The sequence below is a fragment of the Pseudomonas sp. BNK-15 genome (genome assembly GCF_047456105.1).
Taxonomy (GTDB): Bacteria; Pseudomonadota; Gammaproteobacteria; order Pseudomonadales; family Pseudomonadaceae; genus Aquipseudomonas; species Aquipseudomonas putida_E.
The window spans coordinates 5,426,612-5,452,743 of sequence record NZ_CP179898.1 but is presented as its reverse complement, the minus strand read 5'-3'; the positions used below and the strand labels follow the sequence as shown (position 1 = coordinate 5,452,743).

Here is a 26,132-nt window from a genome sequence, read left to right as displayed (position 1 = left end):
ACTGCCGACACCCTCGGGAATTCAAGCCATGACCCTGATCAGCCGCGAACCCTGGTGGCTAGTGCCACCCCAGCCCGGGCAGCAGGAGCAGGACCTGCACTGGGGTTACCTGGAAATCTACGCAGACGGCCGTACCGTGTTCGTCGACCAGCGCCCCAGTGAGCGGGAAATGGCCGAGCGCAAAAGCTGCCGCAACTTCCCTGAACCGGAACACTGAGTGGCTTAGCCTTCAAGCTCGGCCAGGCGCGCCTCCAGCGCGGCAATCCGGGCCTCCAGGGCTTCGATCCTTTCTTCCGACACATTGCCGCCACTGTTGCGCGCCCCACCTTCCTGCTGGCGAGCGGCAAGAATCGCCTCGATTTCTGCCGGATCCCCCAGTGCATGGGTGTAGCGGTCTTCGCGCTGCCCGGCCTGGCGTGGCAGATGCAGTGCCAAACCACGCGAGATCAGGCGCTCCAGCTGGTGCTGGATCTGTTCGGTGTCATCGAAGTCGTGCAAGCGGTTGCTGCGGGTCAACAGCTCGTTGAGGGTTTGCGGCCCACGCAGGAACATCAGGCCCATCAGTATCAGCTGGGCCGGTACCAGCTCCAGTGCCTTGTCCACCCGCTGTTCCCAACGGTCTGCGCGGCTGCCCATCTGCAGCCGGGTCATGCCCTGGCTTTCCAGGGCACGCAGCGCCTGGCCGACCTGGCCCTGGGACAGGTTCATCACCGGCTCACGGCTGGTCTTCTGGTTGCAGGCCAGCACCAGGGCATTGAGGGTCAGTGGGTAACTTTCAGGGCTGGTGGCCTGTTTTTCGATCAGCGCGCCGAGAATGCGGATCTCGGTACTGCTGAAGCGGCCTTCGTCTGCGGTTTGATTTTCTGACATGGCCAAGTCTCATTGCGAGGAAAAGGCCACTAGCGTAGGTAAAGCGCCTGGCTTAAGCAATCACTGCCCCATCGCCGGCAAGCCGGCGCCCACGATATGGATGGCGTCAAGGTTTGAAATCAAGCAACACAACCGCATTCACGGGCACTGCACATGCCTTGAGTTCATGGCCAGTCTGTGGGCGCCGGCTTGCCGGCGAATGGGCCGCTACGCGGCCCTGGCTATCTCAAACACTACGGCGCTCTTGCGCCTGGCAGGCCGCCGCCGTGAACAGCACATCGGTCGAAGAATTCAGCGCAGTCTCTGCCGAATCCTGCAGCACGCCAATGATGAAGCCCACAGCAACCACCTGCATGGCAATCTCGCTTGGAATGCCGAACAGGCTGCATGCCAGCGGGATCAGCAGCAGCGAACCGCCAGCCACGCCCGACGCACCACAGGCGCAGACCGCCGCCACCATGCTCAGCAGCACCGCAGTAGGCAGGTCTACCGGGATGCCCAGCGTGTGCACGGCTGCCAGGGTCAGCACGGTGATTGTGATGGCCGCGCCCGCCATATTGATGGTCGCACCCAGCGGGATCGACACCGAGTAGGTGTCCTCATGCAGGCCCAGGCGCTCGGACAGTGCCAGGTTGACCGGAATGTTGGCCGCCGAGCTGCGGGTGAAGAAGGCCGTGATACCACTTTCGCGCAGGCACAGCAGCGTCAATGGGTATGGGTTGCGGCGGATCTTGCAGAACACGATCAGCGGGTTCATCACCAGCGCCACGAACAGCATGCAGCCGATCAGCACCCCCAGCAGGTGCAGGTAGCCAAGCAGGGCATCGAGGCCAGACTGGGCGAGTGTCGAACTGACCAGGCCGAAAATGCCCAGCGGGGCGAAGCGGATGACTAACCGCACGATCAGGGTTACGCCATTGGACAGGTCCTCGACCACGGTTCGGGTGGTTTCACCGGCATGGCGCAGCGCCACGCCCAAACCAATGGCCCAGGTCAGCACACCAATGAAATTGGCGTTGAGCAGGGCGTTGATCGGGTTGTCGACGGCGCTCAGCACCAGGTTTTGCAGCACTTCACCAATGCCGCCAGGCGCGCTCAGGGTCACATCGCTGGCGCTTAGGGCAAGTTGCGAAGGGAACAGCATGCTGGCGACAACGGCCACCACCGCAGCCGAGAAGGTGCCCAGCAGGTACAGCCAGAGAATCGGGCGGATGTGGGTTTCCTGGCCATGGCGATGGTTGGCGATCGAGGCCATGACCAGAATGAACACCAGCACCGGCGCGACTGCTTTCAGGGCGCTGACGAACACCTTGCCGAGAAAGCCCAGGTCGAGGGCGATGGCTGGCGCAAGCAAGGCCAGGACAATACCGGCGATCAGGCCGATGACGATCTGGGTCACCAGGCTGGTGCGGTTGAGGACGCGAAGGAGGGGGGACATGTGCTGCGCTATCTCGGTATCTTGAAAGGGCGTGACTTTACCATAGACCTTGGTAGGGTCGTCCCGGCCTGTTTGCGCTCACCAATGGAACAGCTCCCGACGCGCCCCCTCGGTAATGGCCACGATCCCGGGGTGCTTGACCTTGCGTTCAACCGAAATGGCATAGAACGACTCGTGCACCGCCTCGGTCTGCCCGATCAGCTCCACCCCGTACTGGCGGCACACTTCCTCGGCAATCACACTGGGAGCCACGAAGATACCGCTGCCCGACTGGCCGAATGCCTGCATCAAGGCGCTGTCGTCGAATTCGCCGATTATCCGCGGTTGCACCTGCTGCTCGCCAAGCCAGCGCAGCAGCCGGCTGCGCACTACCGTTTCCTGGCCCGGGATCAGCAATGGTGCATCGTGCAGGCAGCCAGGAAAGACGCCAGCGTGGCGTTGGGCCAAGGCTTTTGTAGCAAAGAAGCTCAAGCCGCATTCCCCGAGCTTCTGGCTGTAACCCTTGATATCCAGGTGGTTGGGCATCGGGCTGTCGGATATCACCAGGTCCAGGCGCTGGATCGCCAGGTCTGCCAGCAGGCGTTCGAGTTTGTCCTCACGGCAGTTGATGCGCAGCACATCGTCCAGCTCCATGGTGGGCGCGAGCAGGCGATAGACGATCGATTTGGGCACCACGTCGGCAACCCCCACGCGAAACAGGATCTGTTCCTGCGGGCCGGCGCGCAGCATGGCCTCCAGTTCACCGCCGATCTGGAACATCTGCTCGGCGTAGACCAAGGTCTGGCGACCGGTTTCGGTCAGCTCCAGCTGCCGCCCGACCCGTTGGAACAGCTCCAGGCCGTAGGTCTGCTCGAACAGGCTGATCTGACCGCTGATGGTCTGCGGGGTCAGGTTCAGTTGCTCACTGGCGCGGGCGATGCTGCCGGTCTTGGCCACGGCCCAGAAATAGTGAAGCTGTCGATAGTTGAGCATCACCGCGTTCCCGATTCGTAAAAACCGAAGTATAACCGCTGAAAATACGAATTTTCCTGATGTATCGGCATCTTTAGAATTCGACGCCATCAGGCGCATTGCGCGCCGTCGGGATATCGACAAGCGAGGACCCCATGCTGCAATTCAAATCCATTGGCACACCCTTGGTGCTAGCCTTGGCACTGATGAGCCTGGCAGGCTGCGACCAGGCCGAGAAATCTGCCCAGCAGATGCTCGACCAGGCCGCCAAATCGGCCAAGCAGGCCATCGATGACACCAACGAAGCGGCGCAGCAGGCGCTGAGCGACGCTATCGGCACCGAAGGGCAGAAGCCCAAGGACGCCGACCAGCAAGACAAAACCCAGGACATCTGACCCAGAAACGTTGCAGGACTGAAAAATGGAATATTTGCTGGAACTCGCCGCAAGCCCCACCGCCTGGGTAGCCCTTGCCACACTGGTGGCCATGGAAGTCGTACTGGGCATCGATAACCTGATCTTCATCTCGATCCTGACCAACAAATTACCGGTCGAATACCGTTCCAAGGCACGCCGTATCGGTATCAGCATGGCCTTGATCATGCGTTTGGCGCTGCTCAGCACGGTGGCGTGGATCGTTCAGCTGACCGACCCGGTATTCGAAGTGTTCGGTAATGCCTTCTCCTGGAAGGACGTGATCCTGATTGCCGGTGGCCTGTTCCTGCTGTGGAAAGCGACCAAGGAAATCCACGAAAACGTCGACCCGCACGGCGCCAAGGAAGAAGCCAAGGTGTCCTCCACGGTTACCCTGGGCTTCGCGGCCGCGATCTTCCAGATCCTGCTGCTGGACATCGTGTTCTCGGTTGACAGCATCATCACCGCTGTGGGCATGACCGAGCACCTGCCGATCATGATCATTGCCGTGATCACTGCCGTGATCGTCATGATGGTGGCCGCTGACCCGTTGGCGAACTTCATCAACGACAACCCGACCGTGGTCATGTTGGCCCTGGGCTTCCTGATCATGATCGGCATGACCCTGATCGCCGAAGGTTTCGGTGCCCATGTGCCAAAAGGTTATGTGTATGCAGCGATGGCCTTCTCTACGGCGATCGAAGTGCTCAACATCCTGGCCCGCCGGGCACGGATGAAGCGCGAAGCGACCGAAGGCTGATTCATGGCGGGGGCGCTTTGCGCCCCATTCGCCGGCGGGCCCCCTTCCAGGAAGGGGGCAACTGACGCTTACTGCGCTTCGACCTTGCGCGGCGCCATGAAGTACAACCACACCAGTGCAATGAAATACATCGCCGGGATCATGGTGAACAGCACTGCGTAGTTGTTATTGGTAACCGTCAGTACGGTGCCGACGATCTGCGTCATGAACATGCCGCCAATGGCCGCACACATGCTGCCAAAGCCGAACACCGTGCTTATCAGGTGCTTGGGCGTGTAATCCATCAGCAGGCTCCATATGTTCGCCGTCCAGGCCTGGTGCGCGCCGACCGCCACGGCAATGGCAAGCACCGCTACCCACAGGCCACTGGCGTTGGCGGCGAAGGTCACGCTGATCATGGTGCAGGCGAAGATCAGCATCGATATCAGGCGTGCCCGTATGGCGCGTACGCCACGGCCTATCAGCCAGGACGAAAGGATGCCGCCGCCAATGCTGCCGAAGTCGGCCGTGAGCCAGATCAGGATCAGCGGGATGCCCATCTGGGTCACGCTGATGCCCAGGTTGTACTGCTGGTTGAGAAAAGGTGGCAGCCAGTACAGGTAGAACCAGAACACCGGTGCGGTGATCGCGAATGCCACGGCGAAGGCCCAGGTGCCGCGCATGCGCAGGATGCGGCTGAAGGGCACACGTACCGCCTCAGGCTCGGCTTCGCGCTGGATGTACTCCAGTTCGCTCTGGCGCACAGTCGGGTGCTCTTCAGGGTTGAAGTATTTCAAGCCCCAGAACACCACCCAGACCAGGCCCAGGCAACCCATGGCGATAAAGGCGGCCTGCCAGCCCCAGGCCGCCAGGATCACTGGCAGCAGCGCCGGGGTGATCATCGCGCCAACGTTGGTACCGGCGTTGAACAGCCCGGTGGCAATGGCCCTTTCACCCGCGGGGAACCACAGCCGTGTGGTCTTCACACAAGCCGGATAATTGGCGGCTTCGGTCAGGCCGAGGATGAAGCGGCAGACCATGAAACCTGCGGCCGATGTGGCCAGGCCATGGGCACCGGTGGCCAGGCTCCAGAGCAGGACCGCCATGAAAAATGCACGTTTTACGCCGATTTTGTCGATCAACCGGCCCTGCAACAGGAAGCCGATGGCGTAACCCACCTGGAACCAGAAGTTGATGTTGGCGTAGTCCATTGCCGTCCAGCTCATGTCCTTGGCCAGCATGGGCTGCATGATGCCGAGGGCGGCGCGGTCGATGTAGTTCAGTGTGGTGGCGAAGAACACCAGGGCGAGCATGCCCCAGCGCGTCTTGCCGACAGCAAAGGCGTCGCGAATCTTGCTGCCCATGGAAGCATGGGGGATAGGAGGCATGGCCGATGTACCTGTTTCTTGAAATTGTAATGAGCTGCTGGATGCTTCTGGCCCGCGGGTTTGGCTCAAGGCAGTGAGGACCCGCAAGGCCGTGGCATGGTGAGCAGTGAAGCAAGGACCGTCAATGCCAGAAAACGCGCTACCGTTCGATAACCGAACGATTGCCGTCCGTCATTATTTTGCGTGAAAGACTCGATATCTCTACATAAAGTTGTACATGAAAATATACTTGTACAATATTTGAGTGTTCCGGTCTCCAGAGTATGGCCATGCGAAGCACTATCACAGCCCTCAACCTGTTCGTGCTTGCCGTTGCGCTTGCCGTCATGCCACCCGCCGTGGCGGACTGGCGGCCAGCGGTGCCCGAGGCGCGCAGCGTCGGCAGCGGTGAGTTCACCTGGTTTGGCCTGCGTGTCTACACCGCCCGTTTGTGGAGCGCAGGCTCGCCGCAGGGCTGGAGTGAGCCTTTTGCCCTGGACCTTCTCTACCACCGGAGGTTGTCACGCGAGGCGCTGGTGCAGGCCAGTCTGGATGAAATGCGTCGTCTGAGCGACCGCCCTTTGCCCGAGGCCACGCTTGAGCGTTGGGAGCAAGCGATGAACGAGGCGTTCGTCGATGTGCGCCCGGGCATGCGCATCACCGGGGTGTACCTGCCGGGGCAGGGCTCCCGGTTCTATGTCGATGGTCAACTGCGTCGCGAAATTGCCGACCCGGCATTTGCCAGGGCATTTTTTGCCATCTGGCTGGACCCGCGGGCCCGGGACCCCGAATTGCGCCAGCGCCTGCTCGGCCTGGCCGGTAATGATCAAGGAGATTGAACATGCGAAGAGTGTTGCTATTGGTCGGCTGCCTGCTGCTGGGCAGTTGCGGCAATGTCGAGGTCGACCATTACGCCGGTGAAAAGCCGGCGCTGGACCTGGTCACGTTCTTCTCCGTGCCGGTGCAGGCCTGGGGCATGTTCCAGAATCGCTCGGGGGAAGTGGTCAAACGCTTCGATGTGCGCATCGACAGCCGCCGCGAAGGTGACCGGCTGATTCTTGACGAGCACTTCGTGTACAGCGACGGTACGCGCCAGCGGCGCATCTGGACCCTGACCCCGGACGGCCCCGGGCGCTGGCGTGGTCGTGCGGGCGATGTGATCGGCGAAGCCCGCGGCGAGGTGGCGGGCAACGCCCTGCACTGGCGCTACCGCCTGGACCTGCCGGTCGACGGCCGGCATTGGGAAATGGACATCGATGACTGGATGTACCTGATGGATGAGGACACCCTGATCAACCGTTCGAGCATGCGCAAACTGGGTGTGGAGGTCGGGCAGATCACCCTGTTTTTCCGCCGCCTGTCAAAGGCCTCGCCGTGACTCAGGCCGCTCTCGCGAGCCGTAGCATCAACGGAAATGCCACCGCCCAGATCGGTGCCAGCAGCAGGGCGGTAGGCAGGGGACCCATTGGTAGTTCCACCCCGGCCAGCCGCGCCCCCGCCAGGTAGGCCAACGGCCCACCGAACAGTCCAAGCAGCCCTCCTAGCCACAGCGGGCGGGTAGCCCAGGCCAGGCTGTGGCGCAACCCGCTTGCCAGCACCAGCCACATCATGGCCAGCCAGCCGGGCAGCGGCCATTGGGCAAAAGCAAATACCCCCAGTGCCCCCAGCAGGCTGTCCAGCAGACAACCTGCAAGCCCTATCGCCAGCAGCGCACGCAGCTCTGCGCGCCGCTCATGGCAATAACCCAGGTGCAGCGCCAAGCCTATCGGCACCAGGGCAAGCAGCCAGGGCGTGTGGGCGCCGAGTACACATACCCACCAGCCAGCCTGCAACCACACTGCATTGGCGATAAGCCAGGTACGTGACATGTTCAGGCACCTGGCAAAGGCGCCCGACGGGCTTGCGGCGCGGCCCACAGCAGTTGCGCCACGCCAATGGCACGTTCCTCGAAGCCGCCCTGGCAGTAACACAGGTAGAACTCCCACAGGCGCTGGAAGGTTTCGTCGTAACCCAGTTCCTTGAGTGCCGTGCGCGCCTGGCGCAGGTTATCGCGCCAATGGCGCAAGGTGCGGGCATAGTCCTGGCCAAAGTCCTCCATATGCACCAGGTTCAACCCGGTCTTGCGGCTGGCGGTGTCCAGCAGCACGCTCAGTGATGGCAGCGCACCGCCTGGGAATATGTAGCGCTGGATGAAATCCACCGAGCGCCGCGCCTGGGCGTAACGTTGATCGCGAATGGTGATGGCCTGCAGCAGCATCAGGCCATCCTCCTTGAGCAGTGCGGCACACTGGCGGAAGTAAGTGGGCAGGTAACGGTGGCCGACGGCCTCGATCATCTCGATCGAAACCAGCTTGTCGAAGCGCCCGCTCAGGTCGCGGTAGTCCTCGCGCAGCACCGTGATGCGTTGCGTAAGGCCCAGCGCTTGCACCCGTTGCAGGGTGTGGGCGTACTGCGCCTCGGACAGCGTCGTGGTGGTGACGCGGCAGCCATACCGGGTGGCAGCATGGATGGCCAGGCTGCCCCAGCCGGTGCCGATTTCCAGCAGGTGTTCGTGGGGTTTGAGCTCGAGCTTCTGGCAGATGCGTTCAAGCTTGTTCAGTTGCGCCTGCTCCAGGGTTTGCTCGGCGCTCTCGAACTGCGCCGCCGAGTACATCATGGTTGGGTCGAGCAGGCGTTCGAACAAGGCGTTGCCCAGGTCGTAATGGGCCAGGATGTTGCGCCGTGAACCGCGTCGGCTATTGCGGTTGAGCCGGTGCAGCAGGTGCAGGGCCGGGCGTGCCAAGCGTGCCAGCCCGCCCTCCATGGCATCGAGCACCTCAAGGTTGGCGACGAACACACGGGTGACTGCGGCCAGGTCGGGGGTGCGCCAGTAGCCATGGATATAGCCTTCCCCGGCGCCGATCGAGCCGTTACTGGCGACCAGGCTCCAGGCGGCCTCGTCAACGATTTCGACCTGGGCGTGCAGAGCACTGCCGGCTTCACCGAAGGTCCACTGACGATCGTTGCAGATCACCCGTAAACTGCCGCGGGCCAAGCGGCGCAACTGGGCCAGCACGGCCGTCCTGGCCAGGTTGCCAAGCAGCGGTGTCAGGCCGGTGGACTTGCTAACGCTCAGGGTGGGCTCGGTCATCATCTAACTCCTTGGAGGCGGCTTGGCCCAGGCTCAGGTTACCCAGGCTGGCGCTATGGTCGTGGATGGGCGTGCGCTTGAGCAGCAGCTGCAAGGCCTGCCAGTAGATGGCTGCTACGGTGCGCAGGCTCATCCAGGGGAAACTCAGGATATGGCGGTGCAGAGCGGCGCGATCCAGCGGCCCGCGTTGCAGCGCGAGGTCGGCATCGAACACCTTTTGCCCCTCGCGCCAGTTCTCCATGTGCACGTGTACGCGTCGCGCATCGAGCAGAAAACGCAGGCGGTACTCCATGTCCAGGGGCATGAACGGCGACACATGGAACGCCTTGGCCACGCAAAACCCGGTAGACAGGCCGTCTTGCACCGGCAACACGTAGTGAAAGCGCTGGCGCCATGGCGTGTTGCGCACCTCCAGCAGGATCGCCTGCAACTGGCCGGCGGGGTCGTGGCAGAAGTAGACACTCACCGGGTTGAACGAAAGGCCCCAGCAGCGCGGCTGGGTTAGCAGGTGCACGGCGCCTTCAGGCGTTTGCCCGGTGGCCTGGCCGACCAATTGCCGAGCGGCCTGGGCCAATGGCATGCCATTGCGGGTCAGCGCCGGCAGGTAATCGCTTTCGCGCCAGCTCAGCGGCGCCAGTCGCGACCGCCCCAGCCAGCGGCTGAGGCTGAGCAGGCGGGGTTGCTCGTCCAGGTCCAGGTAGAACATGCCGATCCGATAGCGGAAGGCATGCTGGCGCGGGGTCAGGCGCCTATGGCTGACCCAGCCGTGGCACAGGCTGCTGATCACAAGCCTTCCCCAAAAAACTCAGCCACTTTCAAGGCGCTGACCACGCCGTCTTCGTGGAAGCCGTTGGCCCAGTAGGCGCCGCAGAAGTAGCTGTGCTGTCGGCCCTGCAATTCAGCTTGTCTGGCCTGGGCTGCGAGGGCGACGAGGCTGTACTGCGGGTGCGCATAGTTGAAGCGGGCGAGGATCTGCGTCGGGTCCACCAGTGCGGTCTGGTTCAGGCTCACGCAGAAGGTCACCGGCGCTTCGATACCTTGCAGGATGTTCATCGCGTAGGTCAGCGCGGCCGGTGCCTGCTGCGGGCCGCCGAGGCGGTAGTTCCAACTGGCCCAGGCTTTGCGCCGGGTTGGCAGCAGGCGGGTGTCGGTGTGCAGCACCACGTCGTTGCTGGCGTAGGTGATGGCGCCGAGTATTGCGCGCTCATCGGCACTGGGCGCCTCCAGCAAGGCCAAAGCCTGGTCGCTGTGGCAGGCGAACACCACATTATCGAAGCGCTCGCTGCCGGCCGCGCTGAACACGGTCACGCCGCCTTCGTCACGGCTGACACGGTCAACCGGGCAGTTGAGGCGGATGCGCTCGGCGAATGGCTTGCACAACGGCGCCAGGTAACTGCGTGAACCACCCTCGATCACCCGCCATTGCGGGCGGTTGCTCACCGAGAGAAGGCCGTGGTTACGGCAAAAGCGCACGAAGAACTGCAGCGGAAAACCGAGCATGTCGGCGCGTGACATCGACCAGATAGCCGAGCCCATCGGCACGATGTAGTGGTCGATGAAGCGCTGGCCATAGCCCTGCGTCTGCAGGTAGCCACCCAGGGTGGTGGCTTCGTCGATACGCTGGCTGTCCAGGTCGGCAAGGACCTTGCGGTTGAAGCGCAGGATATCGCGCAGCATGCCCCAGAAGCCTGGCGATAACAGGTTGCTACGCTGGGCGAACAGCGTGTTGAGGTCATGGCCGTTGTATTCGAAACCGTTACGCGGGTCATGCACCGAAAAGCTCATTTCGGTGGGCCTGGAGGCAACCTTGAGCTGGTCGAGCAGGCGGATGAAGTGCGGGTAGGTCCAGTCGTTGAATACGATAAAACCGGTATCCACTGCGTACTGCCGGCCACCCCATTGGACATCGACGGTATGGGTGTGGCCACCGACCCAGTCGGCGGCCTCGAACACAGTGACTTCATGCCGCCGAGAGAGCAGATAGGCACAGGTGAGGCCGGCAATACCGCTGCCGATGATTGCGATGCGCATGTCTGTTTCAGTCCTGTTGCTTGCGTGCCAGGCGCTGGCCTAGCTTCAGTCGCCAGCGCACCGGCATTGCGCCCAGCAGGCGCAGTACCAGAGTGAATACGCCGGGGAAGTTGATTTCTAGCGGGCGCTTGGGCAAACGCACGGCAATGTGCCTGGCGGCGCGTTCTGCACTCCAGATCTGGGGCATGGGGAAGTCATTGCGGCGGGTCAATGGCGTATCGACAAAGCCAGGGCTGATTAGCGTGACATCGATGCCCTCGTTGACCAGATCGATGCGCAGCGACTCGATCAGGTAGCGCACGGCCGCTTTGGAGGCACCGTAGGCCCCGGCACGGGGCAGCGCCAGCCAGGACACCGAGCTGCCGATCACCACCAGGTGCGGGCGTTGGCCACGGCGCAGCAAGGGCAGGGCAGCGTGCAGGCAGTGACTGACGCCGATCAGGTTGGTGCGCACCACGCGCTCGACCAGCTCTGGGTCGAAATGGCCCGGCTCCAGGTATTCACAGGTGCCTGCATTGAGAATCACCAGGTCGAGCGCGCCCCAGCTGCGTTCGATGTGCGCGGCAACATCAGCGACCTGCCGAGGGTCACTGATATCGCCGATGGCCAGCAACGTCTGCTGTGGAAACTGCGCGGTCAGCGGCGCCAGGTTTTCGGCCTGCCGGCCACCCAGCGCAACCTGATGGCCCTGTTCCAGCAGCTGTTGCGCCAGCGCGGCGCCGATGCCGCTGCTGGCACCGGTCAGCCAGCAGCGGCTCATGCCAGCCGCCCCTTGAGCCAACGCACAGCGCTGCCTACTACTGGCACATGCTCGTAAAGCAGTGCACCGGCGTCGAAGTAGTCTTGATGAAAGTGCACGCGTTCGTGCCAGCGAAGGTGGCTGCAACCCTGCAGGCTGATCAGGCGCCCGTTGGCCAGGCGTGGGTGGCGAAAATGCAGGGTCCAGCGAATGTAACCGTGGCCCGGTTGGACCTCGTCGGTACCCTCGAAGGTGTAACGCACCTCCTGGGTGTTGGCGTAGAGCTCAGCGAAGTAGGCACGCAGGTCGCTCAGCCCGTCGATCTTGTGCAGTGGGTCGCGGAAGGTGACATCCTCGCTGTACAAGTCACCCAGGCGGTCGAGGTTGTCCGCATCGAGGCTGGCAAAGCGTTCGGCGAAGGTTTGCAGGTAGCTGGACATGCGCGGCCCTGTACAAAAATGGTTTCTTGTACAGGTATAGTCGATCCCGCTGCATAAAGCTATACAGGGTCATAATTTTGTACAGTTTTGCGCGGGGGTGTCAGCTGTCCCTGTCATCCAGTTGTCGCCGCAATTGGGCGACCTCCGCTTCCAGCTCTCGTACTCTCTCCTCGGCGAACACCTGGGCCGTGACATCACGCTGTATGCCAATGTAATACGTCAACTGATCGGCCTCGTTTCGTATCGGCGAAATCGACAGTTCATTCCAGAACAGGCTGCCGTCCTTGCGGTAATTGCGCAGCACCTGGCAGCACGGGCGCCCGTCCAGGATGGCCTGGCGAATGGCATCCAGCGCTTCCTGGTCATGGTCCTGGCCCTGCAGGAAGCGGCAATCCTGATAGAGGATGTCATCGGCCGCGTAGCCGGTCAGGCGCTCGAAGGCGGGGTTGACGTAGATGAGGATGCTGTCGTTTCCTTCCTGCTCGGCAATGACGATGCCGTCGTTGGACGCCTCGACCATCAATTGCAGGAGTTTTGCGTCGATCATGGGGCCTCCTCGAAGTGGTTGCGTATGCTTATGCGCAGCTTAGCCTGCATGCAGCTATAGGTTTAGTATGTGTAACCGTCCTGATGACCCGCCGCAATGAACGAAGCGACCTTCACCGACCTGTTGCCAATGCGTGACGTTGTCAGCCTGACCGGGGTCAACCCGGTGACCTTGCGTGCCTGGGAGCGTCGTCATGGCCTGATCCGCCCGCAGCGCACCGAGGGCGGCCATCGCCTGTACACCGCACAGGATGTCCAGCACATCCGCGACATACTGCGCTGGACCGCCAGTGGCCTGCCGATCGGCAAAGTCAGCGAAATGCTGGCCAGACGCCGAGACGCATACGAGCAAACGGTTGAACCGGCTGCTGATGGCTTTGCCGCGTGGCGTGCTGCCGTGCTACGTGCAACCCAGACATTCGATGGCCAGGCGCTCGAGGGTATTCACGGGCAGCTGTTCACCCTGTTCCCCAAAACCACGGTGTTGCTCGACGTACTGATGCCTGTGTGGCGCACATTACAGTCGGGCAGCTCTTACGGCCAGCGTAGCCAGTGGCTGTTTCTCGATGCCTTTCTGCGCGCCCGGTTGCTGTTGCGCCTGCAGTTGAACCAGGCCAACGCCCCGCGCGTGCTGTTGGCCGGTACCGGGGGCAGTGCTGAGCTTGAACTGCTGTGCCACGGCTTGCTGCTGAGCGGTGAGCAGCAGCGTATCGACGTGCTGAGCAGCGAACAACCACTTGAGGAGTTGCCACTGCTGTGTGCAGCCATTGCGCCTGCCGCGCTGGTGGTTCTGGTGCAGCCCCCAGTGAGCAGTGGCCTGGCAGATCGTCTGCGCGCCTTGCAGATGGATATCGCCTGCCCATTGGCGCTGCTGGGTGATGGCCTGGCCGAGTCGGCCACTGCACTGAAGGGAATTCCGCTGAGGCTGTTGGAGGGGCGGGGAGGCGAGGCAGGCGCGATGCTCAATGCCTTGCTCAGGGGGGCGCTGGAGCTCTCGACCACCCAGCCTGCAGAAGGGGAGCAAAGCGCTGAGCAGCCCCTCTAGCCGGCTTTGGCTGCTGCTTGCTGGCTCAGCCTGGCGCAGATCACATCGACCAATGCGGCTACTTTAGGAAGCGACTGCCGACTTTTCAGCCATGCAACGTTGATAGGCAGACCGATGGTGCTCAGCTCAGGCAGGATCTGGACCAGCGTGCCAGCGTCAAGATGTTCCTGCACCAGCCAGGAGGGCAATTGGGCCACCCCCAGCCCGGCCAGCACCATGGCAAGCTGGCCTTCTGCGTTGCCGATTGCAATACGGCCCGAGACCACCCGCTGCTCGCTGTCACTGGCATGAGCGCCCGGGAAGTGCAGCGGATACACACCGCCGTCGGTCCTGCCGTAAAGCACGCACCCGTGCTCATGAAGGTCCCGCTCCGTTTCAGGCACTCCCCGTCGTTGCAGATAACCCGGTGCTGCGCAAAAGATGTGCTGCTGGATGCCAATCAGCCGCCGTTCTACACCCTGGGGCCAGGTCTGCGGCCCGCCAATGCGCACCAGGATGTCGATGTCATGCTCGATGGGATCGACGAAGCGGTCCGTGAGCGTGATGTGTGGCATCAGCAGTTCATGCTCGGCAATGAACTCGATGAGCAGCGGTAGTACCCGCAGTTTGCCGTATGACGCCGGCAGGTCAATGCGCACCCGGCCGCAGGGCTCGGTCTGGGCACTGTGCATTTGCATTTCGGCCTCTTCCAGGCTGGCCAGGATCTGCTTGCAGGTCTGGTAGTAATTGGCCCCCGTATCGGTCAGTGCCAGGCGCCGTGTGGTGCGTGCGAAGAGCTTCATGTTCAGGCGCTGCTCCAGCCGCGCCACGCTTTTGCTGACTGCGGAGGTGGTCAGGCTCATGCGTTCGGCCGCAGCAGTGAAGCTTCCGGCCTCTGCCACGCAAATGAAAACCGCAATGCCCTTCAAGCGTTGTTCACTGAGCAATGGCGCCTCCAACTGTTGAATAAATTTCTTAAGTATCCTTGCTTAAATACCCAAGATGATAATTTTATTCCAGTATAACCTCCTGCTCCATTTTCCTGTTCTGGAGTATTCGCTCATGCATGCCAACCCTGCGTCCCTGTCGGGGGCAGCAGATGCCCGTGCAGGCACCAGCATTCTGATCCTCACGATGGCGGCGTTCGCGGTGCTGACCACCGAATTCATCATTCTCGGCATCTTGCCCGGGCTCGCCCGGGATCTGGGTATTACCGTGCCCAAAGCGGGTCAGTTGGTCACCGTGTTCGCCTTTACCGTGATGCTTGTCGGGCCGTTTCTCACCGCTGCGATATCCCACTGGGATCGCAAAAAGGTGTTTCTCGGGGTCCTGCTGATCTTCGCCGCATCCAATGCGCTGTCGGCGGTCGCTACTGACTTCTGGACCATGGCATTGTCGCGCATCCTGGCTGCTGCGACGCTTCCCGTGTTCTGGGGCACCGCCAGTGAATCGGCAGCCCAGCTGGCGGGTAAAGGCAATGAAGGCAAGGCGGTCGCCCGGGTCTATCTGGGCATCACGGCGGCGTTCGTGTTCGGCATTCCCTTGGGCACACTGGCAGCCGATGCGCTCGGCTGGCGGGGCACCTTCTGGTTGATCTCGGGCCTTTGCCTGGTCATTGCGCTGCTGATGTGGGTGTTCCTGCCACAGTTGCCAGAGGCCCCCAAAAGGGCGGGCGGCGAACGCCAGACGGTCATCCTGCGGGATCCGAAGTTCGTCTTCCACGTCGCGCTCTCGGTGGTGGTGTTCACTGCCATGTTCAGCGCATACACCTACCTGGCTGACATGCTCGAGCGCCTTGCCCATGTGCCCAGCGCGCAGGTCGGCTGGTGGCTGATGGGCTTCGGTGCGGTGGGCATGATTGGCAATGCCATCGGCGGGCGGCTGGTCGACCGCAGCCCGCTTGGCGCGACCATCGTGTTGTTGACGGTGCTGGGCGCCGGCATGGCGGGTGCACCACCCGCGGTCGATACGCTGTGGTTGCTGGTTGTGGCCCTGGCCGCGTGGGGTATTGCGTATACCGCGTTGTTCCCTGTTTGCCAGGTGCGCGTGATGATCGCAGGCGCCAAAGCGCAGGCCCTCGCCGGCACGCTGAACGTCTCTGCGGCGAACGCGGGCATCGGGTTGGGCGCTGTGATTGGCGGCGTCACCATTGAGCAGTTGGGGCTGGCTGCGCTGGGCTGGGTGGGTGCGCTGATTGCAGTGCTGGCGGTGGGCTTGTCACTGCTGTTGTGGATGGCAAGCGATCGGTCCGGTAATGCTGCTAAACGCGCTCGCGCAACGGCACCCGCGCCAGTGAAAGAAAGCTGAGGTTGAACACGGTCTACTCAAGGGCATATCGATATACCCTTTAATTCTTTGTTTACTGAGCCCGCCTGCTTTCAACTAACGCCTTTTTGAGCGAGCGATACTCAGTGGAGCACTGCGAAGTAGTCGTCATCGGGCTTGGTGCCATGGGGGCCGCCACCGTTTATCAATTGGCCAAGGCGGGCGTGGATGTGGTGGGGGTCGATCGCTACCACCCACCGCATACCTTTGGCTCGAGCCACGGTGATACGCGCATTACCCGGCTTTCCGTAGGCGAGGGTGCCCAGTATGTTCCCATCGTGAAGAGGGCTCAGCAAATCTGGCGTGAACTTGAGGCGCTGTCTGGCGAATCGTTGTTCGAGCAGTCCGGTTTGCTGGCACTGACCTCCAGTCCCGACTTCGATCCGGACGATATAAGCGATTTCACCCTGCGCACCATAGGCCTGGCCCAAGCCTACGGAATCGAGCACGAAGTGCTTGGCGCTGCACAGATCCGTCAGCGCTTCCCGCAATTTGCCAACGTGCGCGACGATGCGATCGGCTACTTCGAGCCCGGTGGCGGCTTCGTGCGCCCCGAACGGTGCATCGACGCGCAGTTGCGCCTGGCAGTGCAACACGGGGCAACGCTGCACACAGGTGAAACGGTTACTCAGATCAACTCGGATGAAAGCGGCGTCACGGTCTGCACCAACCTGCGTACGTTAAAGGCCCGCAAACTGGTGTTCAGTGCCGGCAACTGGGCGGGTGGTTTGTTGGGCGAGCCGTTCGACCGTTTGCTGCGTGTCTACCGGCAGAAGCTGTTCTGGTTCGAGCTCGAAGCCGAGGCGGGCCTTGAGGGTGCATCGCCAACGTTCATCCTGACCCATGGGCGCGGGGACGACAAAATCAATTACGGTTTCCCTGCGCTGCCGGGTGAGGGCAGCCTGAAAATCGCCACGGCCCAATACCACACGGCATCGCTGCCCGACCTGCTGGACCGGACCGTGAGCGCGGCAGAAGAGCGCGAGATGTACGAGTTGCAAGTACAAGGCCGTATCGCCGGGGTGACCGACAAGGTCGTCAAGTCTGCCGTTTGTGCCTACACCGTCACTGCAGATCGCCACTTCATTATCGACGAACACCCTGCGCTGAAGCACACCTTGGTGGTGTCAGCGTGCTCTGGCCATGGTTTCAAACACTCCGCCGCCTTGGGCGAGGCATTCGCCCAGTGGTGCATCCGGGGCTCGACCGACCTCGATCTTTCATCGTTCACCCTCCAACGATTCCAAGGAAAACTCTCGTGAAGCGCATTGCACTTTCGCTGGCTCTGCTGGCTGCCACGCTCGGTACTGCACAGGCTGAAACGCTCAAGATCGCTGTGGTGCCTGTGCCTCACGCCGAGATTCTGGAGTTCCTCAAACCTGAGCTGGCCAAGCAGGGGGTCGAGCTGGATATCAAGGTCTTCACCGACTATATCCAGCCTGACCGCCAGGTAGACGAGGGCCGGCTGGATGCCAACTACTTCCAGAGCAAGCCCTACTACGAGGCGTACAAGAAAGACCGGCCCAATAGCGACCAGGTCCCGGTTGTTGCTGTACACATCGAACCGTTCGGGGCCTACTCAAGCAAGGTCAAATCTGTGGCCGAGTTGCAGGACGGCGCCATCGTTGCAATTCCCAACGACCCCACCAACTCCGGGCGCGCACTGCTACTGATTGCCAAGCAGGGGCTGATCACGCTCAAGGACCCTGGCAATATCATGGCGACCGCCGCTGACATCACCAGCAATCCGAAGCATCTGAAGTTCAAGGAACTTGAAGCCGCCATGCTGCCGCGCGTCCTTGGTCAGGTGGACCTGGCGCTGATCAATGCCAACTACGCGCTGGAGGCCAAGCTTGAGCCGCACAAGGATGCGTTGTTCATCGAAAGCTCGGAATCGCCGTACGCCAACTACCTGTATGTACGCAGGGACAAGGCTAGCGACCCGGCTGTACAGAAGCTTGGGGCATTGTTGAATTCGCCTCAGGTGAAGCAGTTCATCCTGGATCGCTACCACGGCGATGTTGTGCCGGCGTTCTGATTTTTGGCCTTTGGGGATTGCTGTGGCGTCCACCTCCCGATATCCCGCCCCCGGACAATCCGTTAAAAACCTGACTCTTGAGTAACCCCAACCGATCAACGGTTCGGCCACTTCTCCAGCAAAATGGAAACAAACTTCTCTGCCGCTGGTGAAAGCGAGGCCCCACGTCGATACACCAGCCCGAGCGTGCGCGTCACCTCGGGCTCCATCAGCGGAATGCTCACCAGCGTTGGATGGTCGGCAGCCGGCATGGCCAGGCTTGGCATGGCCGACACCCCCAGCCCGGCTTCGACCATGCCCAACGAGGTGGAAAGGTGCTGCACCTCATAGAACCACTTCGGCCGCCAGCTGAGCCCGGACAGCGCATGGTCCAGCAACATGCGGTTGCCACTGAGGCGGCCGACGCCGATGAGCCGGTAATCGGCAAGCTCTGTCCAGGTGACCGAAGCGCGATCGGCCAGCTCGTGGTCGCGCCGGCAGGCCAGCACGAAACGCTCCTGCACCAGCGACACGAACTCGATATCCGGATGCTGGCCGCTCATCATGTTGATGCCGAAATCGGCTTCGCCGCGCAGCACCGCCTCCAGCCCCTCGTTGGCACTGAGGTCCAGCAGCCGAATCCGGATTTTCGGGTACTGCTCGTTGTAGTCCCGAATCACCGAGGGCAGGAAGTAGAACGCGGCGGTTGGGATGCAGGCCAGGGTCACCTGGCCGGTCTGGCGCTCTGCAAGTTCACGAATGCTCAGGATCGAATCTTCAAAATCATCCAGCAGGCGCCTGGCCTTGGGCAGAAAATCGCGGCCGACGGTGGTCAGGCTCACGCGACGGGTGGTCCGCTCGAGCAGGGGTGTTCCCAGACCCTCTTCGAGCTTTTTTATCCGCCGGCTCAACGCAGGTTGCGAGAGGTGCAGCACCTCAGCCGCCTCGTGAAAGCTGCCAAGTTCGGCGATTTTCACGAAAGATCTTATGTCTTGCAGCTCATATTCCATGATGTGTTCCTAAGGGAATTCACCGCTTTATTGTTTTGTTAAACGCAACAATGGCGACGATATTTGCATTGGATCGATTTATCAATCTTTGTCACTCTTGTGTCCAGAACATCAATTTCCCCAATTGATCAACAAGAGTCAGTAGTCATGCAACGAATTCCTTGTGTGCTCATGCGCGGCGGTACCTCCAAAGGCCCGTTCTTTCATGCGTGGGATCTGCCAGCCAATGTGGTCGAGCGCGACGAGCTGCTGATCAACCTGATGGGCTCCGGTCACGAGCTTGAGATCGACGGCATCGGCGGTGGCAGCCCGCAGACGAGCAAGGTGGCCATCATCAGCCCTTCGCTGCATGCCGACGCCGATGTCGACTACCTGTTCGTGCAAGTGATGGTTGCCCAGCGCCGCGTCGATACCGCCCCCAACTGCGGCAACATGCTGTGTGCCGTGGGCCCTTTCGCCATCGAGCAAGGGCTGGTCAAGGGCAATGACGGCAAGACCCTGGTGCGTATCCGCAACCTCAACACCAACACTTTCGTCAATTCGCTGGTGGAGACACCCGGCGGCATCGTGCGCTACGAAGGGCGTACGGCGATCGACGGCGTGCCGGGCACTGCCGCCCCGGTTCACCTGACCTTCCTCGATGCCGTGGGTAGCAAGACCGGCAAGCTGTTCCCGACGGGGCAGGCCAAGGATGTGATCGACGGTATTCCCGTGACCTGCATCGACATGGCCATGCCCATGATGATCGTCGATGCCGCGCAACTGGGCGTAACGGGGTCGGAAACCCCAGCGCAACTGGATGCGAACACGGCCCTGCTGCAGCGCCTGGAAGCCCTGCGCCTGAAAGCGGGCAAGGCCATGGGCCTGGGCGACGTCAGCGGCATGGTGATCCCAAAGCCCGTGCTGATATCGGCACCACGCTTTGACGGTACGCTGCAGGTCCGGTATTTCATGCCGCACAACTGCCACCGGGCGCTGGCCATCACAGGGTCCATCGGGCTGGCAACTGCCTGCGTCAGCCCAGGCACTGTAGTGATGGACATGCTCGGTGATACTGCCGAAGCACTCACCCAAGTACGCCTGGAACATCCCAGCGGCGGTATCGATGTCGCGCTTTCGCGCGGTGGCCCTGATGGCCAGACCATTCAGGCCTCGGTGGTACGAACTGCCCGCAGGCTGTTCTCCGGTTTTGTATACGCCCCTGGTTTTCAGCGTATGGCCGGTTGAAACCCGGCCTGGCGTCAAACCGTGGTAACCCAGGCAACAAAGCGCATCCGCACAATTTCAACAATGGGTGATGCCTCATGAAGATCGCAAAATCACTGTACTTCCAGATTCTCTGCGCCGTCGTGCTGGGCGTAGTGGTCGGGCATTTCTGGGCGCAACAGGCCGTTGCGCTCAAACCGCTGGGCGATGCCTTCATCAAGCTGATCAAGATGATGATCGCGCCTGTCGTGTTCTGCACCATCGTCACCGGGATTGCCGGCATGACCGACAAGCGTTCGCTGGGGCGCTTGATGAGCAAGACCTTGCTCCTGTTCCTGGGGTTGACCGTTGTCAGCCTGATCATCGGCCTTGCGGCGGTCTACCTTTTCCGTCCCGGCGAGGGCATGAACATCGACCCCGCCACCCTCAGCACCGAGGGGCTCAGCCAGTATGCGGCGTCGGCGGCGAAACTGAGCGTGGTCGACTTTTTCATGCACATCATTCCCGATACCTTCATCGGCGCATTCAACAAAGGCGAAGTGCTGCCGGTGCTGTTCATCGCGGTACTCAGCGGTTTTGCCCTGTCCTCGATGGGTGAGAAGGGCAAGCCGGTGCTGGATGTGCTCGAATCCGCTTCGGCCATGGTGTTTCGCATTTTTGGCTACCTGATGCGCTTCGCGCCGATCGGTGCGTTCGGTGCCTTGGCCTTTACCGTAGGCCAGTACGGCATCAGCTCGCTTGGCGCCCTGGCGAAGCTGGTAGGCACCTTGTACATCGCCTGCGCCTTCTTCGTCATCGTCGTACTCGGTGGCATCTGCCGCGCGCATGGTTTCAGCCTGTGGAAACTGCTGCGTTATTTCCGTGAGGAGTTTCTGGTGGTGCTCGGTACTTCTTCTACCGAGCCGGTGTTGCCGCGCATGCTGGAGAAGCTGGAAAAACTGGGCTGCAAAAAAGGAGTGGTGGGGCTGGTGCTGCCCACCGGTTACTCCTTCAACCTGGACGGCACGGCGATCTACCTGTCACTGGCGGCCATCTTCATCGCCCAGGCGTGCAACATCGACCTGACCTTGGGGCAGACCATCACCATGCTCGCCATCATGCTGCTGTCTTCCAAGGGCGCTGCCGGTGTGACCGGGAGTGGCTTCGTAGCCCTGGCCTCGACCCTGACCGTCATCCACGACATCCCGTTGGCAGGCTTGGCGCTGCTGATCGGCGTCGATCGTTTCATGTCCGAGGCGCGCGCCCTGACCAGCCTGGCCAGCAATGCAGTTGCCACCGTGGTGGTCTCGCTTTCGGAAAATGCCTGTGAGCGGGATACCTTGATGCGCACCCTTAACGGTGAGCGTGAGCCGCTCGCCGGGCAGGCCGCGCCAACAGCGCCCAGTTGGCCTGCAGAGCCCCGTCATCACGGCTGATCATCACCCGTAACACCCTTCGTTGACTTGAACCCCGCTCAGCATCACTGTGATGCCGAGTGGGGCAGGGGGCCGCCTGCGCGCCAGATGGCCACGCCTAGAATAAAAACAAGAGAACCCAATCATGCTCGCATTGCTTGGCCTGATCATGGTGGTGACCTTCACCTACCTCATCATGAGCAAACGGCTGTCGCCGATCGTTGCGCTCACCGTAGTCCCCATCGTGTTCGCCGTGATCGGCGGGTTTGCGCCGACAACCGGCAAGATGATGCTCGACGGCCTGAAGATGGTTGCCCCGTCGGCTGCACTGCTGTTGTTCGCCATTCTGTTCTTTGGCCTGATGATCGACGCAGGGCTGTTCGATCCGCTGATCCGCAAGATTCTCAAACGCGTCAATGGCGACCCGATCAAGATCGCCATCGGCACTGCACTGCTTTCGCTGCTGGTGGCGCTCGATGGTGATGGCACTACCACCTACATGATCACCTGTGCGGCCATGTTGCCGCTGTACAAGCGCATCGGCATGAACCCGATGATCCTGGCAACGGTGGCGATGCTTTCGCTGAGCATCATGAGTGGCCTGAGCCCATGGGGCGGGCCGGCGACACGGGCCATCGCCGCGCTGGGGCTCGATGCGACCGAGTACTTCATCCCGATGTTGCCGACCATGATCGGTGGGGCTGCCTGGGTAGTCTTCACCGCGTTCCTGCTGGGCCGTGCCGAACGCAAACGCATCGGCAACATCAAGCTCGAATCCGGTGGCGGCAATTGCTACATCAAGGCGATTCTCGAGGACACGCCGCACAAGCGTCCGCGGCTTGCCTACGTCAACCTGTTGCTGGTGGTGGCGGTGATGATCGCGCTGGTCCTGGGCGTGATGCACGCAGCGATCCTGTTCATGATCGGTTTTGTCGCTGCCTTGATGATCAACTACCCGCAACTCGAGGTGCAGAAAGAGCGCATCCTGGCCCACTCCGGCAACGCCATGACGGTCGTGCTGCTGGTCTTTGCCGCAGGGATTTTCGCCGGCATCTTCTCCGGCACGAAGATGGTCGATGCGCTGGCGCAGACACTGGTGGACTGGATTCCGCAGTCCTGGGGCCACTGGTTTCCGCTGGTGGTGGCGATCACCAGCATGCCGCTGACGTTCGTCCTGTCCAATGATGCCTACTACTTTGGCGTAGTCCCTATCCTGGCCAACGCGGCTGCCGCCTACGGCATCGACCCGGTCGAGATCGCCCGCGCTTCGGTGCTCGGCCAGCCGGTGCACCTGATGAGCCCTCTGGTGGCCTCGACCCTGTTGCTGGTGGGCATGGTCGACCGCGATATCGGCGACTTTCAGAAGGCCACCGTCAAATGGGCGGTGCTCACCTCGCTGGTGATCACCGCGCTGGCTCTGGCCACCGGTGCCTTGTCCTTCTTCGTCTGATTGGCCCTGGGCGCCGCCGGGCGCCCGCTTTCTACTCATTCAAAAACAACAACAGAGTACCGAACATGTCCCCAACTGCTCTGCGTGCGGCGGCCGCCTGTGGCCTGCTCTGCGGCTGCCTGCCTGTTGCCGGCGCTGCCGGTTTTGTCGATGACGGCAAGCTCAAACTGCAACTGCGCAACGTTTATTTCAACGAGAATTTCCGCGACGAGCAGGGTATGAGCGCCCGCGCCGCCGCCACCGCCAAAAGCGAGCGAACCGAGTGGGCGCAAGGCTTCCTGCTCGACTATCAGTCGGGCTTTACCCAAGGCACGCTGGGCCTGGGGCTCGATGCGATGGGGCTCTTGGGGGTCAGGCTGGACTCCGGCCGTGGCCGCAGCGGCACGGGCCTGTTGCCGGTGCATGACGACGGTCGCGCCGCCCAGGAGTTCGCCAGTGCCGGGGTAACGGCCAAGGCCCGCCTGGGTAGTACGGTGGTCAAGCACGGTACCTTGCTGCCCAAGACCCCCGTACTGGTCTACAACGATGCCCGAGTACTGCCCCAGACCTACCAGGGTACGCAGCTGACGAGTACCGATATCGAGGGGCTGACGCTCACTGCCGGGCATCTGGACCGGTTCAAGCAACGCGACTCGTCCAACAGTACCGGCTTGTACCTGGACGGTTATGGCGGCGCCGAGTCTGGCGACTTCAGCTTCGCCGGCGCCGACTACGCGTTCAGCAAGCACTTGCGCTTGAGCTACTTCCACGGTCAGCTCGAGCATTTCTACCGCCAGGACTTTGCCGGCCTGGTACATGACCTTGCGCTGGCCGGCGGGGTGCTGACCACCGACCTGCGGTATTTCACCAGCCGTGACAGCGGCGCGGCGTACGGCGGCAGCATCGACAACGACATGTTCAGCGCACAGGTGTCCTACGCCCATTCAGGGCACACCTTCGGCGCCGGGTATCAGGTGCTGGACGGTGAAGCCGGCCTGCCGTACATCAGTGGTGCCACGGTGTATTCGTTCAGCAACGTTGGCATCGGCAAGTTCATCGAGGAAGAAGAAAAGACCTGGATGGCAAGCTATGCCTACAACTTTGCCGCCGCAGGCGTGCCTGGGCTGACCTTCATGACACGCTACCTGAGCGGCGACAACGGCCGCTCCGGGGCGCAGGGGTTGAGTGAATGGGAGCGTGACGCCGAGCTTGCGTATGTGGTGCAGGGCGGGGCACTCAAAGGGCTGGGGGTACGGCTGCGCAACTATGTCTACAGGTCTGACTATTCCCGCGGAAGGGACAGCAATCGCCTCTACCTGACCTATGACATTGCCATCTGGTGAAACTGGCCTGTAAACGCCAGTGCCTGGGGCAATGCGCCAACGGTTTCAGGCGTTTGTCCGATGCCAGCCAAATTCGTTATGGCCGGCATCGGAAACTGGTATTACATCCGCCCGCGCCTGGCTGTTTAGCATCGTCGATGTCTTCCTGTCGACGAGAACAACAACGTGAACCTTGGAAAGATCATTACCCGCAGTGCCCGCTACTGGCCGGACCACACTGCCGTGGCGGACAGCCAGACGCGCCTGACCTATGCCCAGCTGGAACGGCGCAGCAACCGCCTTGCCTCGGGGCTGGGTGCACTGGGCGTTGCCAGCGGTGAACATGTGGCGATCCTGGCTGCCAACCGCGTGGAACTGGTAGAGGCAGAGGTGGCGCTGTACAAGGCGGCGATGGTCAAGGTGCCGATCAACGCGCGGTTGTCGCTGGATGAAGTGGTACGGGTGCTGGAAGACTCCTGCAGCGTTGCGCTGATCACCGATGCCACCTTCGCCCAGGCGCTGGCTGAACGACGCGAGGCCTTGCCGATGTTGCGCCAGGTGATCGCGCTGGAGGGCGAGGGCGGTGACCTGGGTTATGCCGCGCTGCTTGAGCGCGGCAGCGAGGCACCGTGTAGCCTGGACCCTGCCGACGACGCCTTGGCAGTGCTGCATTACACCTCCGGCAGCTCCGGTGTACTCAAGGCGGCCATGTTGTCGTTTGGCAACCGCAAGGCGCTGGTCCGCAAGAGCATCGCCAGCCCCACGCGGCGTTCAGGCCCTGACGATGTGATGGCCCATGTGGGGCCGATCACCCATGCCAGCGGCATGCAGATCATGCCGCTGCTGGCGGTGGGCGCCTGCAACCTGCTGCTCGACCGCTACGACGATCGCCTGTTGCTGGAGGCCATCGAACGTGAGCGGGTGACGCGGCTGTTCCTGGTACCGGCCATGATCAACCGGCTGGTCAATTATCCCGACGTCGAGCGCTTCGACCTGTCCAGCCTCAAACTGGTCATGTATGGCGCCGCGCCCATGGCCCCGGCCCTGGTGAAAAAGGCCATCGAACTGTTCGGGCCGATTCTCGTGCAAGGTTATGGTGCCGGCGAAACCTGTTCGCTGGTCACGGTACTGACCGAGCAGGACCACCTGATCGAAGACGGCAACTACCAGCGCCTGGCCTCTTGCGGGCGCTGCTATTTCGAAACCGACCTGCGGGTGGTGAACGAGGCATTCGAGGATGTGGCACCGGGCGAGATCGGCGAAATCGTGGTCAAGGGGCCGGACATCATGCAGGGCTACTGGCGCGCGCCGGCGCTCACCGCCGAAGTCATGCGCGACGGCTACTACCTGACCGGCGACCTGGCCACGGTCGATGCGCAGGGTTATGTGTTCATCGTCGACCGCAAGAAGGAAATGATCATTTCCGGGGGCTTCAATGTGTACCCCAGCGAAGTGGAGCAGGTGATCTACGGCTTCCCCGAAGTGTTCGAGGCGGCAGTGGTCGGCGTGCCTGACGAGCAGTGGGGTGAAGCGGTGCGCGCTGTGGTGGTGCTCAAGCCCGACGCACAGCTTGACGCCGCCGAGCTCATCGAGCGCTGCGGCCGCGCCCTGGCCGGTTTCAAGAAGCCGCGAGGCGTGGATTTCGTCACCGAACTGCCGAAAAACCCCAATGGCAAGGTGGTGCGCCGCCTGGTCCGGGAAGCCTACTGGCAACACAGCGATCGTCGTATCTGATCAGGGA

General features: G+C 61.9%; 27 protein-coding genes. 14 read left to right on the top strand and 13 right to left on the bottom strand.

Features of this window, described 5'->3' with window-relative positions:
- Positions 1-28 precede the first annotated feature (28 nt).
- Entirely contained in the window at positions 29-217 is a 189-nt protein-coding gene (locus tag ACMGF5_RS24940; RefSeq protein WP_046785739.1) for a hypothetical protein, read from the top strand.
- Between the two features lie 5 nt (positions 218-222).
- Here ACMGF5_RS24940 and ACMGF5_RS24935 read toward each other — a convergent pair whose 3' ends face one another.
- The 3 genes from ACMGF5_RS24935 to nhaR all read right to left on the bottom strand — a co-directional run bounded on the left by ACMGF5_RS24935 (position 223) and on the right by nhaR (position 3,280).
- Positions 223-870 carry a YceH family protein gene (locus ACMGF5_RS24935; protein WP_115274404.1) on the bottom strand — a complete coding sequence of 216 codons (648 nt, stop codon included), beginning with the start codon at positions 868-870 and terminating at the stop codon, positions 223-225.
- Positions 871-1,096: 226 nt separating this feature from the next.
- A complete protein-coding gene (sstT, locus tag ACMGF5_RS24930; protein WP_281869316.1) occupies positions 1,097-2,308 on the bottom strand; it encodes a serine/threonine transporter SstT in 1,212 nt (403 codons plus the stop codon).
- 78 nt (positions 2,309-2,386) lie between these two features.
- Positions 2,387-3,280 carry a transcriptional activator NhaR gene (nhaR, locus tag ACMGF5_RS24925; protein ID WP_012315028.1) on the bottom strand — a complete coding sequence of 298 codons (894 nt, stop codon included), beginning with the start codon at positions 3,278-3,280 and terminating at the stop codon, positions 2,387-2,389.
- A gap of 134 nt (positions 3,281-3,414) precedes the next feature.
- Between nhaR and ACMGF5_RS24920 the strand changes: the two genes are divergently transcribed.
- On the top strand, positions 3,415-3,654 hold the full coding sequence (locus ACMGF5_RS24920; RefSeq protein WP_012315027.1) for a hypothetical protein: 240 nt from the start codon (positions 3,415-3,417) through the stop codon (positions 3,652-3,654).
- 25 nt (positions 3,655-3,679) lie between these two features.
- On the top strand, positions 3,680-4,432 hold the full coding sequence (locus tag ACMGF5_RS24915) for a TerC family protein (protein WP_012315026.1): 753 nt from the start codon (positions 3,680-3,682) through the stop codon (positions 4,430-4,432).
- A gap of 68 nt (positions 4,433-4,500) precedes the next feature.
- Here the strand turns inward: ACMGF5_RS24915 and ACMGF5_RS24910 are convergent, their stop codons facing one another.
- On the bottom strand, positions 4,501-5,799 hold the full coding sequence (locus ACMGF5_RS24910; RefSeq protein WP_046785743.1) for an MFS transporter: 1,299 nt from the start codon (positions 5,797-5,799) through the stop codon (positions 4,501-4,503).
- A 263-nt stretch (positions 5,800-6,062) separates the two neighbouring features.
- On the opposite strand from ACMGF5_RS24910, the gene ACMGF5_RS24905 reads away from it, so the two are divergent.
- Together ACMGF5_RS24905 and ACMGF5_RS24900 are read left to right on the top strand one after the other, a co-directional pair.
- On the top strand, positions 6,063-6,617 hold the full coding sequence (locus ACMGF5_RS24905; RefSeq protein WP_414157388.1) for a chalcone isomerase family protein: 555 nt from the start codon (positions 6,063-6,065) through the stop codon (positions 6,615-6,617).
- Between the two features lie 2 nt (positions 6,618-6,619).
- A complete protein-coding gene (locus ACMGF5_RS24900; RefSeq protein WP_414157387.1) occupies positions 6,620-7,156 on the top strand; it encodes a DUF3833 domain-containing protein in 537 nt (178 codons plus the stop codon).
- Position 7,157: 1 nt separating this feature from the next.
- Here ACMGF5_RS24900 and ACMGF5_RS24895 read toward each other — a convergent pair whose 3' ends face one another.
- The 7 genes from ACMGF5_RS24895 to ACMGF5_RS24865 form a co-directional block, all read right to left on the bottom strand.
- The gene (locus tag ACMGF5_RS24895) at positions 7,158-7,646 is read right to left on the bottom strand and encodes a DUF2878 domain-containing protein (RefSeq protein ID WP_237858792.1); all 489 of its coding nucleotides are present in this window, start codon (positions 7,644-7,646) and stop codon (positions 7,158-7,160) included.
- Between the two features lie 2 nt (positions 7,647-7,648).
- A complete protein-coding gene (locus tag ACMGF5_RS24890) occupies positions 7,649-8,908 on the bottom strand; it encodes an SAM-dependent methyltransferase (RefSeq protein WP_046785747.1) in 1,260 nt (419 codons plus the stop codon).
- Positions 8,883-9,695 (bottom strand): DUF1365 domain-containing protein, encoded by an 813-nt coding sequence (locus ACMGF5_RS24885; protein WP_115274408.1) that lies wholly within the window; start codon positions 9,693-9,695, stop codon positions 8,883-8,885. Before ACMGF5_RS24885 ends, ACMGF5_RS24890 begins: the two co-directional genes overlap by 26 nt.
- Complete coding sequence (locus ACMGF5_RS24880) at positions 9,692-10,939, bottom strand: NAD(P)/FAD-dependent oxidoreductase (RefSeq protein ID WP_115274409.1); 1,248 nt, start codon at positions 10,937-10,939, stop codon at positions 9,692-9,694. Before ACMGF5_RS24880 ends, ACMGF5_RS24885 begins: the two co-directional genes overlap by 4 nt.
- A 7-nt stretch (positions 10,940-10,946) precedes the next feature.
- Positions 10,947-11,699, bottom strand: coding sequence for an SDR family NAD(P)-dependent oxidoreductase (locus ACMGF5_RS24875; RefSeq protein WP_046785750.1), 753 nt, complete (start codon positions 11,697-11,699; stop codon positions 10,947-10,949).
- Positions 11,696-12,118: a nuclear transport factor 2 family protein gene (locus ACMGF5_RS24870; RefSeq protein WP_115274410.1), complete on the bottom strand. Its 423-nt coding sequence runs from the start codon at positions 12,116-12,118 to the stop codon at positions 11,696-11,698. The genes ACMGF5_RS24875 and ACMGF5_RS24870 overlap by 4 nt, the downstream gene beginning before the upstream one ends.
- A gap of 100 nt (positions 12,119-12,218) precedes the next feature.
- The gene (locus ACMGF5_RS24865) at positions 12,219-12,665 is read right to left on the bottom strand and encodes a PAS domain S-box protein (RefSeq protein WP_046785752.1); all 447 of its coding nucleotides are present in this window, start codon (positions 12,663-12,665) and stop codon (positions 12,219-12,221) included.
- 96 nt (positions 12,666-12,761) lie between these two features.
- On the opposite strand from ACMGF5_RS24865, the gene ACMGF5_RS24860 reads away from it, so the two are divergent.
- The gene (locus tag ACMGF5_RS24860; protein WP_125924015.1) at positions 12,762-13,709 is read left to right on the top strand and encodes a MerR family transcriptional regulator; all 948 of its coding nucleotides are present in this window, start codon (positions 12,762-12,764) and stop codon (positions 13,707-13,709) included.
- On the opposite strand, the gene ACMGF5_RS24855 is transcribed toward ACMGF5_RS24860, so the two are convergent.
- Complete coding sequence (locus tag ACMGF5_RS24855) at positions 13,706-14,635, bottom strand: LysR family transcriptional regulator (protein WP_115275514.1); 930 nt, start codon at positions 14,633-14,635, stop codon at positions 13,706-13,708. The genes ACMGF5_RS24860 and ACMGF5_RS24855 overlap by 4 nt on opposite strands.
- Before the next feature lie 115 nt (positions 14,636-14,750).
- Here ACMGF5_RS24855 and ACMGF5_RS24850 point away from each other — a divergent pair, with 115 nt between their 5' ends.
- From ACMGF5_RS24850 to ACMGF5_RS24840, 3 genes are all read left to right on the top strand, one after another.
- A complete protein-coding gene (locus ACMGF5_RS24850) occupies positions 14,751-15,995 on the top strand; it encodes an MFS transporter (RefSeq protein ID WP_115274412.1) in 1,245 nt (414 codons plus the stop codon).
- A gap of 104 nt (positions 15,996-16,099) precedes the next feature.
- Positions 16,100-17,275 (top strand): N-methyl-L-tryptophan oxidase, encoded by a 1,176-nt coding sequence (solA, locus tag ACMGF5_RS24845; protein ID WP_414157386.1) that lies wholly within the window; start codon positions 16,100-16,102, stop codon positions 17,273-17,275.
- Positions 17,272-18,051 (top strand): MetQ/NlpA family ABC transporter substrate-binding protein, encoded by a 780-nt coding sequence (locus ACMGF5_RS24840; protein WP_012315011.1) that lies wholly within the window; start codon positions 17,272-17,274, stop codon positions 18,049-18,051. The genes solA and ACMGF5_RS24840 overlap by 4 nt, the downstream gene beginning before the upstream one ends.
- 95 nt (positions 18,052-18,146) lie before the next feature.
- Here ACMGF5_RS24840 and ACMGF5_RS24835 read toward each other — a convergent pair whose 3' ends face one another.
- Positions 18,147-19,040 (bottom strand): LysR family transcriptional regulator, encoded by an 894-nt coding sequence (locus ACMGF5_RS24835; protein ID WP_012315010.1) that lies wholly within the window; start codon positions 19,038-19,040, stop codon positions 18,147-18,149.
- Between the two features lie 147 nt (positions 19,041-19,187).
- Between ACMGF5_RS24835 and ACMGF5_RS24830 the strand changes: the two genes are divergently transcribed.
- The 5 genes from ACMGF5_RS24830 to ACMGF5_RS24810 all read left to right on the top strand — a co-directional run bounded on the left by ACMGF5_RS24830 (position 19,188) and on the right by ACMGF5_RS24810 (position 26,125).
- On the top strand, positions 19,188-20,267 hold the full coding sequence (locus ACMGF5_RS24830; protein WP_174142488.1) for a 4-oxalomesaconate tautomerase: 1,080 nt from the start codon (positions 19,188-19,190) through the stop codon (positions 20,265-20,267).
- 77 nt (positions 20,268-20,344) lie between these two features.
- Entirely contained in the window at positions 20,345-21,661 is a 1,317-nt protein-coding gene (locus tag ACMGF5_RS24825) for a dicarboxylate/amino acid:cation symporter (RefSeq protein ID WP_125924022.1), read from the top strand.
- 124 nt (positions 21,662-21,785) lie between these two features.
- Positions 21,786-23,090 carry a CitMHS family transporter gene (locus ACMGF5_RS24820; RefSeq protein WP_161871517.1) on the top strand — a complete coding sequence of 435 codons (1,305 nt, stop codon included), beginning with the start codon at positions 21,786-21,788 and terminating at the stop codon, positions 23,088-23,090.
- A gap of 65 nt (positions 23,091-23,155) precedes the next feature.
- Positions 23,156-24,412: an OprD family porin gene (locus ACMGF5_RS24815; RefSeq protein WP_115274417.1), complete on the top strand. Its 1,257-nt coding sequence runs from the start codon at positions 23,156-23,158 to the stop codon at positions 24,410-24,412.
- Positions 24,413-24,577: 165 nt separating this feature from the next.
- Positions 24,578-26,125 carry a class I adenylate-forming enzyme family protein gene (locus ACMGF5_RS24810; RefSeq protein ID WP_414157385.1) on the top strand — a complete coding sequence of 516 codons (1,548 nt, stop codon included), beginning with the start codon at positions 24,578-24,580 and terminating at the stop codon, positions 26,123-26,125.
- Positions 26,126-26,132: the final 7 nt, after the last annotated feature.

Coding starts and splice junctions, on each gene's coding strand:
- ACMGF5_RS24940 (WP_046785739.1), top strand. CDS start 29: ATGACCCTGATCAGCCGCGAACCCTGGTGGCTAGTGCCACCCCAGCCC.
- ACMGF5_RS24935 (WP_115274404.1), bottom strand. CDS start 870: ATGTCAGAAAATCAAACCGCAGACGAAGGCCGCTTCAGCAGTACCGAG.
- sstT (WP_281869316.1), bottom strand. CDS start 2,308: ATGTCCCCCCTCCTTCGCGTCCTCAACCGCACCAGCCTGGTGACCCAG.
- nhaR (WP_012315028.1), bottom strand. CDS start 3,280: ATGCTCAACTATCGACAGCTTCACTATTTCTGGGCCGTGGCCAAGACC.
- ACMGF5_RS24920 (WP_012315027.1), top strand. CDS start 3,415: ATGCTGCAATTCAAATCCATTGGCACACCCTTGGTGCTAGCCTTGGCA.
- ACMGF5_RS24915 (WP_012315026.1), top strand. CDS start 3,680: ATGGAATATTTGCTGGAACTCGCCGCAAGCCCCACCGCCTGGGTAGCC.
- ACMGF5_RS24910 (WP_046785743.1), bottom strand. CDS start 5,799: ATGCCTCCTATCCCCCATGCTTCCATGGGCAGCAAGATTCGCGACGCC.
- ACMGF5_RS24905 (WP_414157388.1), top strand. CDS start 6,063: ATGGCCATGCGAAGCACTATCACAGCCCTCAACCTGTTCGTGCTTGCC.
- ACMGF5_RS24900 (WP_414157387.1), top strand. CDS start 6,620: ATGCGAAGAGTGTTGCTATTGGTCGGCTGCCTGCTGCTGGGCAGTTGC.
- ACMGF5_RS24895 (WP_237858792.1), bottom strand. CDS start 7,646: ATGTCACGTACCTGGCTTATCGCCAATGCAGTGTGGTTGCAGGCTGGC.
- ACMGF5_RS24890 (WP_046785747.1), bottom strand. CDS start 8,908: ATGACCGAGCCCACCCTGAGCGTTAGCAAGTCCACCGGCCTGACACCG.
- ACMGF5_RS24880 (WP_115274409.1), bottom strand. CDS start 10,939: ATGCGCATCGCAATCATCGGCAGCGGTATTGCCGGCCTCACCTGTGCC.
- ACMGF5_RS24875 (WP_046785750.1), bottom strand. CDS start 11,699: ATGAGCCGCTGCTGGCTGACCGGTGCCAGCAGCGGCATCGGCGCCGCG.
- ACMGF5_RS24870 (WP_115274410.1), bottom strand. CDS start 12,118: ATGTCCAGCTACCTGCAAACCTTCGCCGAACGCTTTGCCAGCCTCGAT.
- ACMGF5_RS24865 (WP_046785752.1), bottom strand. CDS start 12,665: ATGATCGACGCAAAACTCCTGCAATTGATGGTCGAGGCGTCCAACGAC.
- ACMGF5_RS24860 (WP_125924015.1), top strand. CDS start 12,762: ATGAACGAAGCGACCTTCACCGACCTGTTGCCAATGCGTGACGTTGTC.
- ACMGF5_RS24850 (WP_115274412.1), top strand. CDS start 14,751: ATGCATGCCAACCCTGCGTCCCTGTCGGGGGCAGCAGATGCCCGTGCA.
- ACMGF5_RS24835 (WP_012315010.1), bottom strand. CDS start 19,040: ATGGAATATGAGCTGCAAGACATAAGATCTTTCGTGAAAATCGCCGAA.
- ACMGF5_RS24830 (WP_174142488.1), top strand. CDS start 19,188: ATGCAACGAATTCCTTGTGTGCTCATGCGCGGCGGTACCTCCAAAGGC.
- ACMGF5_RS24825 (WP_125924022.1), top strand. CDS start 20,345: ATGAAGATCGCAAAATCACTGTACTTCCAGATTCTCTGCGCCGTCGTG.
- ACMGF5_RS24820 (WP_161871517.1), top strand. CDS start 21,786: ATGCTCGCATTGCTTGGCCTGATCATGGTGGTGACCTTCACCTACCTC.
- ACMGF5_RS24815 (WP_115274417.1), top strand. CDS start 23,156: ATGTCCCCAACTGCTCTGCGTGCGGCGGCCGCCTGTGGCCTGCTCTGC.